Annotated in this window: 6 protein-coding genes and 2 pseudogenes; 6 read left to right on the top strand and 2 right to left on the bottom strand. The window is 62.3% G+C overall.

Annotated features, from left to right (window positions below; genetic code table 11):
* From ENZ75_RS14380 to plsY, 3 genes and pseudogenes are all read left to right on the top strand, one after another.
* A pseudogene (locus ENZ75_RS14380) lies at nt 1–472 on the top strand (lipoyl synthase); the annotation flags it as partial.
* Nucleotides 473–484: 12 nt separating this feature from the next.
* Entirely contained in the window at nt 485–940 is a 456-nt protein-coding gene (locus tag ENZ75_RS14375; protein WP_013531488.1) for a type II toxin-antitoxin system RatA family toxin, read from the top strand.
* A gap of 9 nt (nt 941–949) precedes the next feature.
* A pseudogene (plsY, locus tag ENZ75_RS14370) lies at nt 950–1,613 on the top strand (glycerol-3-phosphate 1-O-acyltransferase PlsY).
* 45 nt (nt 1,614–1,658) lie between these two features.
* Here plsY and ENZ75_RS14365 read toward each other — a convergent pair.
* Together ENZ75_RS14365 and ENZ75_RS14360 are read right to left on the bottom strand one after the other, a co-directional pair.
* Complete coding sequence (locus tag ENZ75_RS14365; protein ID WP_063168047.1) at nt 1,659–2,141, bottom strand: CinA family protein; 483 nt, start codon at nt 2,139–2,141, stop codon at nt 1,659–1,661.
* Nucleotides 2,138–3,367: a bifunctional 2-C-methyl-D-erythritol 4-phosphate cytidylyltransferase/2-C-methyl-D-erythritol 2,4-cyclodiphosphate synthase gene (locus ENZ75_RS14360; RefSeq protein WP_013531491.1), complete on the bottom strand. Its 1,230-nt coding sequence runs from the start codon at nt 3,365–3,367 to the stop codon at nt 2,138–2,140. Before ENZ75_RS14360 ends, ENZ75_RS14365 begins: the two co-directional genes overlap by 4 nt.
* 243 nt (nt 3,368–3,610) lie before the next feature.
* Here ENZ75_RS14360 and dusB point away from each other — a divergent pair, with 243 nt between their 5' ends.
* From dusB to ntrC, 3 genes are read left to right on the top strand one after another with little or no spacing between them, the layout of a single operon-like run.
* Nucleotides 3,611–4,639 (top strand): tRNA dihydrouridine synthase DusB, encoded by a 1,029-nt coding sequence (dusB, locus tag ENZ75_RS14355; protein WP_063168046.1) that lies wholly within the window; start codon nt 3,611–3,613, stop codon nt 4,637–4,639.
* A complete protein-coding gene (locus ENZ75_RS14350; RefSeq protein WP_013531493.1) occupies nt 4,636–5,778 on the top strand; it encodes a nitrogen regulation protein NR(II) in 1,143 nt (380 codons plus the stop codon). Before dusB ends, ENZ75_RS14350 begins: the two co-directional genes overlap by 4 nt.
* A complete protein-coding gene (gene ntrC, locus ENZ75_RS14345) occupies nt 5,775–7,235 on the top strand; it encodes a nitrogen regulation protein NR(I) (RefSeq protein WP_024505195.1) in 1,461 nt (486 codons plus the stop codon). Before ENZ75_RS14350 ends, ntrC begins: the two co-directional genes overlap by 4 nt.
* The last annotated feature ends 178 nt before the right edge of the window (nt 7,236–7,413 follow it).

Genomic DNA, 7,413 nt, shown 5'->3' with positions numbered 1-7,413 from the left:
GCGCAAGGACGGCGCGCTGGAGATCGTCGTGGCGGCCAAACCCGACGTCTTCAACCACAATCTCGAAACCGTTCCGTCGAACTATCTGACGGTTCGTCCGGGCGCCCGCTATTTCCATTCGATCCGGCTGTTGCAGCGGGTCAAGGAGCTTGATCCGTCGATCTTCACCAAGTCCGGCATCATGGTGGGGCTGGGCGAAGAACGGAATGAAATCCTGCAGTTGATGGACGATCTGCGTTCGGCCAATGTCGACTTCATGACCATAGGCCAGTATCTGCAGCCGTCGAAGAAGCACCACCCGGTGATCCGCTTTGTTACGCCGGAGGAGTTCAAATCCTTTGAGACGATCGGCCGGACCAAGGGTTTCCTGCTGGTGGCGTCCAGCCCGCTGACGCGTTCATCGCATCACGCCGGCGACGATTTCGCCAAGCTGCGTGCGGCACGGGAAGCGATTCTCAAGAAATCAGCTTAATCAGCCGGTTTCATGCCAAAATTCGAAGCTACCCGACGCGTATCCCATACACCCGAGCAGATGTTCGCTTTGGTCGCCGATGTTGAATCCTATCCGCAATTCCTGCCGCTTTGCGAAGCGCTGACGGTTCGCTCGCGCAAGGAGCGTGACGGGCGTACCGTTCTCCTTGCCGACATGAGCATCGGCTACAAGGCGATCCGCGAAACCTTCACGACGCAGGTACTGCTGAAGCCCGACGAGAACACCATCGACGTGAAGTACATCGACGGGCCGTTCAAATATTTGAGCAATGTCTGGCGTTTCGAACCCGACGGCGCCGGTTGCGCCGTCCGCTTCTTCATCGACTACGAGTTCAAGAGCCGTATTCTGGGCGCGGTCATGGGAACCATGTTCGATCGTGCCTTCCGCATGTTCGCCGAAGCCTTTGAGAAGCGCGCCGACGTCATCTACGGTACAAAACCGTCTTGAGGCTTGCGCATGCTTTTCTGGATAGCAAGCACCGTTGGACTGGCGATCGCCTATCTCTTCGGTTCAATGCCCACGGGTTATCTGGCGGGGAAGCTGCTCAAGGGCATCGATATCCGGGAGCATGGCTCCAAATCCACCGGGGCAACGAACGTCTTGCGGGTCTTGGGAAAATGGCCGGCGTTGGTGGTGTTGCTGGTGGATGTGCTGAAAGGTGCTGGGGCGATCGTCTTTGCCCGCTGGGTTCATCACGTTGCCGTTGGTTACGCTATCGACCCCGCTTGACCTGCAAGCCTGGGTGCCTTGGGCTGTTTGCCTGGCCGGAATTGCCGTGTTGTTGGGACATGGCCGTTCGATCTGGTTGAATTTCACAGGTGGCAAATCCGCTGCGACGGGGCTTGGCGTGTTGCTGGCTCTGTCTTGGCCGGTAGGTGTGGGGGCTGCGGCGGCTTTTGGTGCTGTGCTGGCTACGTCTCGGATAGTTTCCCTGAGTTCGATGGTAGCGGCGTTGACCGCGATCGCCCTCATCTGTGGCCTGGAGCAACCGTTGGCCTATCGGTTGCTGGTGATTGCGGGCAGCATCTACGTGGTTATGCGCCATCGTGCCAATATTCAGCGGCTGCTGGCTGGGACGGAGCCACACTTGGGGCAAAGCAGCCCGGAATCGAAAACGTAGCCGCAAATCCGGCTTTCGGGTCCGCCCGCCCAACGTTTTATAATCCTATCCGAGTGCTTGCAGGCCCAGTTCCAGCGCTTGCCGGACCGTTTCGCGACGGATGAAATCGCGGCCTTTGTCTGCAAAGAGTTGGTGCTCGGCGACAATCGGTCGGCCGTCCAGCGCAACCCCGAACCAGACCAGGCCGACCGGTTTTTCCGCCGAACCGCCGCCAGGCCCGGCGATCCCGGTAACCGCCAGGGTCAGCCCGGCGCGCGAACGGGTAAGCGCGCCTGTCGCCATTTCGATCGCAGTCTCGCGCGAAACCGCCCCATGCGCATCGAGCGTGGCGGCGGAAACGCCGAGCATGTCCATCTTGGCTTCGTTGGAATAGGCGATGAAGCCGCGATCGACCACGGCGGACGAGCCCGCGATGTCGGTGAGTGCCGCGATGATCATGCCGCCGGTGCAGCTTTCCGCCGTTGCCAGCATGATGCCGCGTTTCTGGCAGGCTTGCAGCAAGGCATTTGCCAGGTCGCTGTTGGTCATTCCGGCACCTCGCCGGGAAACACCACGCTGGCAGTGGCGATCGCCGCAATGCCTTCCTCGCGCCCGACGAAGCCGAGCTTCTCGTTGGTTGTCGCCTTGATCGAGATGCGATCCGCGGAAATTGCCAGCATCTGCGACAGGGCTGCCGTCATCGCCTCGCGGTGCGGGCCGACGCGCGGCGCTTCGCAGATCAACGTGATATCGGCATTGGCGATGCGGCCGCCGCGCTCGCGCACCAGCCCTGCCGCATGCTCGACGAAGATCCGCGATGCAGCGCCTTTCCACTGCGGGTCGGACGGCGGAAAATGCGTACCGATGTCGCCGGCGCCGCAGGTCGCCAGCAACGCATCGGTCAGAGCATGCAGACCGACATCGGCGTCGGAATGGCCGGACAGTTTCTTGTCGTGTGCAATGGCGACTCCACACAGTGTAACATGGTCGCCGGGCTCGAAAGCATGGACGTCGTAGCCATTGCCGGTCCGGATGTCGGGAAAGCGCACACGTTCGCCGGAAAGCCGCTGGTCCGCCATGGCAATATCCCGTGCCCAGGTGAGTTTGACATTGTCCGGCGAGCCCGGAACGATCTTGACCGGAATATGCGCCCATTCGGCGATCGCGGCATCGTCGGTAAAATCCATTTTTCCCAGATGATGGGCTTTCTCGTGCGCGGCAAGGATGGGCCAGAACGGAAAGCCCTGCGGCGTTTGCGCCGCGTGAAGACCGCTGCGCGAAACGGTTTCGCCAACCACGCCGGAGGCCGACTCGCGCTTCAGCGTGTCGGCGACGGGCAAAGCGGGCAATGCGCCCTCGCGCTCGCCGATGGCGGCGATGGTGCGATCTATCAGGTCCGCATCGACAAACGGACGCACGGCATCGTGGATCAGAACCTGCCCCGGCGCGTGGTCTCTAAGGGCAAGCAGGCCGAGCCGGACGGATTCCTGCCTGGTCGCCCCGCCGATAACGGCGCTAACGCGCTCGGCGTTGGTGCCCGCCGCCTGCCGGAACAGTTCATGGTCGTCGGCATGAATGGCGACGACGATCTCGCTGGTCCGCGGGTGGGCCAGAAAAATGTCAAGCGTGTGTGCGATAACGGCAAAGCCGCCAATGTGTTGATATTGCTTCGGTCCGTTGGCCTGTCCGGCGCGCGCACCACGGCCGGCCGCGACGATTACCACCGCGACCTTGCCATCCGCACTCGAAACGTGATTTTCACTTGCGTCAGTCATTGCAGATTGGCTTAGCGCACGATCCCGAAAAGTGTAATCGGTTTTCGGCAAAGATCGTGCGTCAAATATGAATCCCAAAGCGTCCTTTGCGCGTCCCACGGGGCGCGCGGCGCTTTGGCCGCACCCAGTCCCGAAGGCCAGCATTTTTCCGATTGCGCCTTAATGTGGCGTCATTCCGCGTTGCACATTGCGGCCGATATGGCTAGAGAATGTGCAACGAATGAAGATGCTTGGTTTTTGTGCATGGTTAATTTGACCAAATTGGCCGCGCCGCTTAACGTCGGCGGCGTGAAACTCCGCAATCGCGTGTTCCTCGCGCCGATGTCGGGCATTACGGACGAGCCGTTCCGGCAGCGTGCCCACGCGCATGGTGCGGGCTTGGTCGTGTCCGAAATGGTTGCCAGCGGCGAGCTCGCCAAGGGCAGGGCCGGTTTCAACCTGCGCATACGCCACTCCGGCCTGCCCGTCCATATGGTTCAGCTTGCAGGCCGCGAGGCGATGCACATGGCCGAAGGTGCCAGAATCGCCGCCGGCGAGGGCGCCGACATTATCGACATCAACATGGGATGCCCGGCCAAGAAGGTCACCGGCGGTTATGCCGGCTCGGCATTGATGCTGGATCTCGACCACGCACTGTCGCTGATCGACGCCGTTGTCGGCGCGGTCGAGGTGCCAGTGACGGTCAAGATGCGGCTTGGCTGGGACGAAGGCGCGCTCAACGCGCCGATGCTGGCGCGCCGCGCCGAGCAGGCCGGTGTCAGCATGGTGACCGTGCACGGCCGAACGCGCTGCCAGTTCTATCAGGGCAAGGCCGACTGGCGCGCCATCGCCCGCGTCAAGGAAGCCGTGTCCATCCCGGTCGTCGCCAATGGTGACGTCTCTTCGCCGGCGGAAGCGGCCGACATTCTCGATCAATCGGGTGCCGACGCCGTGATGATTGGCCGTGCCCATTATGGCGCGCCTTGGATCGCAGGTGGCGTTGCGGCCGCAGCGACAGGCGAAGCGACGCCAAATATTCCACAGAACCCGACGGCGCTCGCCGACTACATCGTGGCCCACTATGAGGATATGCTGGCGCTCTACGGCGCCGAAAGCGGCCTGCGCCAGGCGCGCAAGCATCTTGGCTGGTATCTTGATCGGCATGCCGGCGGCGTAGCCGACGACAGCCGAAAGGCCATACTGACCGCATTCGAGCCCGCGCGCGTCATTGCCTTGCTGCGCGATGTGTTTTCGCGCGATCCGCAACCTTTGACCCTGCGGAGTGCCGCATGAACGCCGCCGCCGGCCAAGGCGCTGAAATGGCGGATGCCGCCCAGATCGTACTCAACACCATCCGCCGCCCGGTGATCATGATCAGCGAGGAAGGCTTCATCACCTTTGCCAACGCCGACGCGGAGGACTTCTTTCGTTCAAGCGCGACCATGCTCGCCCGCAACACGCTGTCAAAACTCATTCCCTTCGGCAGCCCGCTGCTGACGCTGGTCGACCAGGTGCGCGAGCGCCTGGCACCGGTCAACGAGTATCGCGTCGACGTGTCGTCGCCGCGTCTCGGCATCGAGAAGGTCGTCGATCTCTATGTCGCGCCGGTACCGGAATTTCCGGGCTCGGTGGTGGTTATGTTCCAGGAACGGTCGATGGCCGACAAGATCGACCGGCAGATGACGCATCGGGGCGCAGCGCGCTCGGTCACCGGCCTGGCCGCGATGCTTGCCCATGAGATCAAGAACCCGCTCTCCGGCATCCGCGGCGCTGCCCAGTTGCTGGAACTGTCGGCTTCCGACGAAGACCGTGCGCTGACGCGGCTGATCACCGACGAGACCGACCGCATCGTGTCGCTGGTCGATCGCATGGAGGTGTTTTCCGACGAGCGGCCGATCGACCGCTACCCCGTCAACATCCATGTCGTGCTCGACCATGTGAAGGCCATTGCCAAGAACGGTTTTGCCAAGAGAATCAAGATATTGGAGGACTATGATCCTTCGTTGCCTCCGGTGTTTGCCAACCGCGACCAGTTGATCCAGGTGTTCCTCAACCTGGTCAAGAACGCCGCCGAGGCGATCGGCAGTGACCCGCAGGGCGAGATCGTGCTGTCGACCGCCTTCCGGCCAGGCATCCGTGTTTCAGTGCCGGGCACGCAGGACCGCGTGTCGCTGCCGCTGGAGTTCTGTGTGCGCGACAATGGCTCCGGCGTCTCGGAAGACATCTTGCCGATCCTGTTCGACCCGTTCATCACCACCAAGCCGAACGGCTCGGGGCTGGGGCTGGCGCTGGTCGCCAAAATCGTCGGCGAACATGGCGGCATCATCGAATGCGAATCGACGCCGCGCGGGACCACATTCCGCATCCTGATGCCGGCCTGGAAAGAAGCGCCATACGGCGCCGATGAAGACGGTGAAGGAGACCGCAAATGACCGTTCGCGGCAATATTCTCGTCGCCGACGACGATGCGGCGATCCGCACTGTCCTCAACCAGGCGCTTTCGCGCGTCGGCCACGAGGTGCGCGTCACCTCCAATGCTTCGACTTTGTGGCGCTGGGTGGCGGCGGGCGAGGGCGATCTGGTCATCACCGATGTGGTGATGCCGGACGAGAACGCCTTCGACATGCTGCCGCGCATCAAGAAGGCGAGGCCGGAACTGCCGGTCATCGTCATGAGCGCCCAGAACACCTTCATGACGGCGATCCGCGCGTCTGAAACCGGCGCCTATGAGTATCTGCCCAAGCCGTTCGACCTGACCGAACTGCTCAACATCGTCAACCGGGCGCTTTCCGAGCCGCGACGGCCGAAGATCGATGCGCGGCCGGAAGAGCAGCCCGATGCAATGCCGCTGGTCGGCCGTTCGGCCGCCATGCAGGACATCTACCGCATGCTGGCGCGCATGATGCAGACCGACCTGACGGTGATGATCTCGGGCGAATCCGGCACCGGCAAGGAACTGGTGGCGCGCGCGCTGCATGAATATGGCCGCCGCCGTGGCGGCCCGTTCGTCGCCATCAACATGGCGGCGATCCCGCGCGACCTGATCGAATCGGAACTGTTCGGTCACGAGAAGGGCGCCTTCACCGGCGCGCAGAATCGCTCGACCGGACGCTTCGAGCAGGCTGAAGGCGGCACGCTGTTCCTCGATGAAATCGGCGACATGCCGATGGAGGCGCAGACCCGCCTGCTGCGCGTGCTCCAGCAGGGCGAATACACGACGGTTGGCGGACGCACGCCGATCAAGACCGACGTGCGCATCGTCGCCGCCACCAACAAGGATCTGCGCACCCTGATCAACCAGGGGCTTTTTCGCGAGGATCTGTTCTATCGCCTCAACGTGGTGCCGCTCCGGCTGCCCGCGCTGCGTGAGCGCTCCGAGGATGTGCCCGACCTTGTCCGCCACTTCTTCAAGCTCGGCGAAATGGAAGGCCTGCAGACCAAGCGCATTTCTTCCGGCGGCATCGAGTTGATGAAGCGCTATCCGTGGCCGGGCAATGTGCGCGAACTGGAAAACCTGGTTCGCAGGCTCGCCGCGCTCTATTCGCAGGACGAGATTTCCGCCGAGATCATCGAGGCCGAGCTCAAGACCGGCGAACGTCCCGTGGTGCCGGGTGGCGGCAATCTCATTCCCGACGATTTGTCGATCGGCCAGGCGGTCGAGCACTTCCTGCAACGCTATTTCGCCTCGTTTGCCGGCGATTTGCCACCTGCCGGGCTTTATCAACGCATCCTGTCCGAGGTCGAGTTTCCACTCGTCCTGGCCTCGATGACGGCAACCCGCGGCAACCAGATCAAGGCCGCGGAACTGCTTGGCTTGAACCGCAACACGCTGCGCAAGAAGATCCGCGAACTTGGCGTCAACGTCTACAAATCGTCGCGCCAGGGCTGAGCCTTTGATCTGAACCCGCGCTCTTTTCAGGGGATCGGCTCGCGAAAGATTTCCGTCTCGGTCACACTTGTTGCATAATCGCCACAATGCGTTTCATACATCCGACGCAATCATGGCACTAGACGGCGACATGGCCCCGCAGGCACCGACAACAAACCAACCGCTTTTCAGCGAACCC

This window comes from Mesorhizobium sp. M7A.F.Ca.CA.002.04.1.1, assembly GCF_004022805.1.
Lineage (GTDB): Bacteria > Pseudomonadota > Alphaproteobacteria > Rhizobiales > Rhizobiaceae > Mesorhizobium > Mesorhizobium ciceri.
The sequence above is the reverse complement of the archived record's forward strand: the minus strand, read 5'-3'. Positions and strand labels throughout refer to the sequence as shown.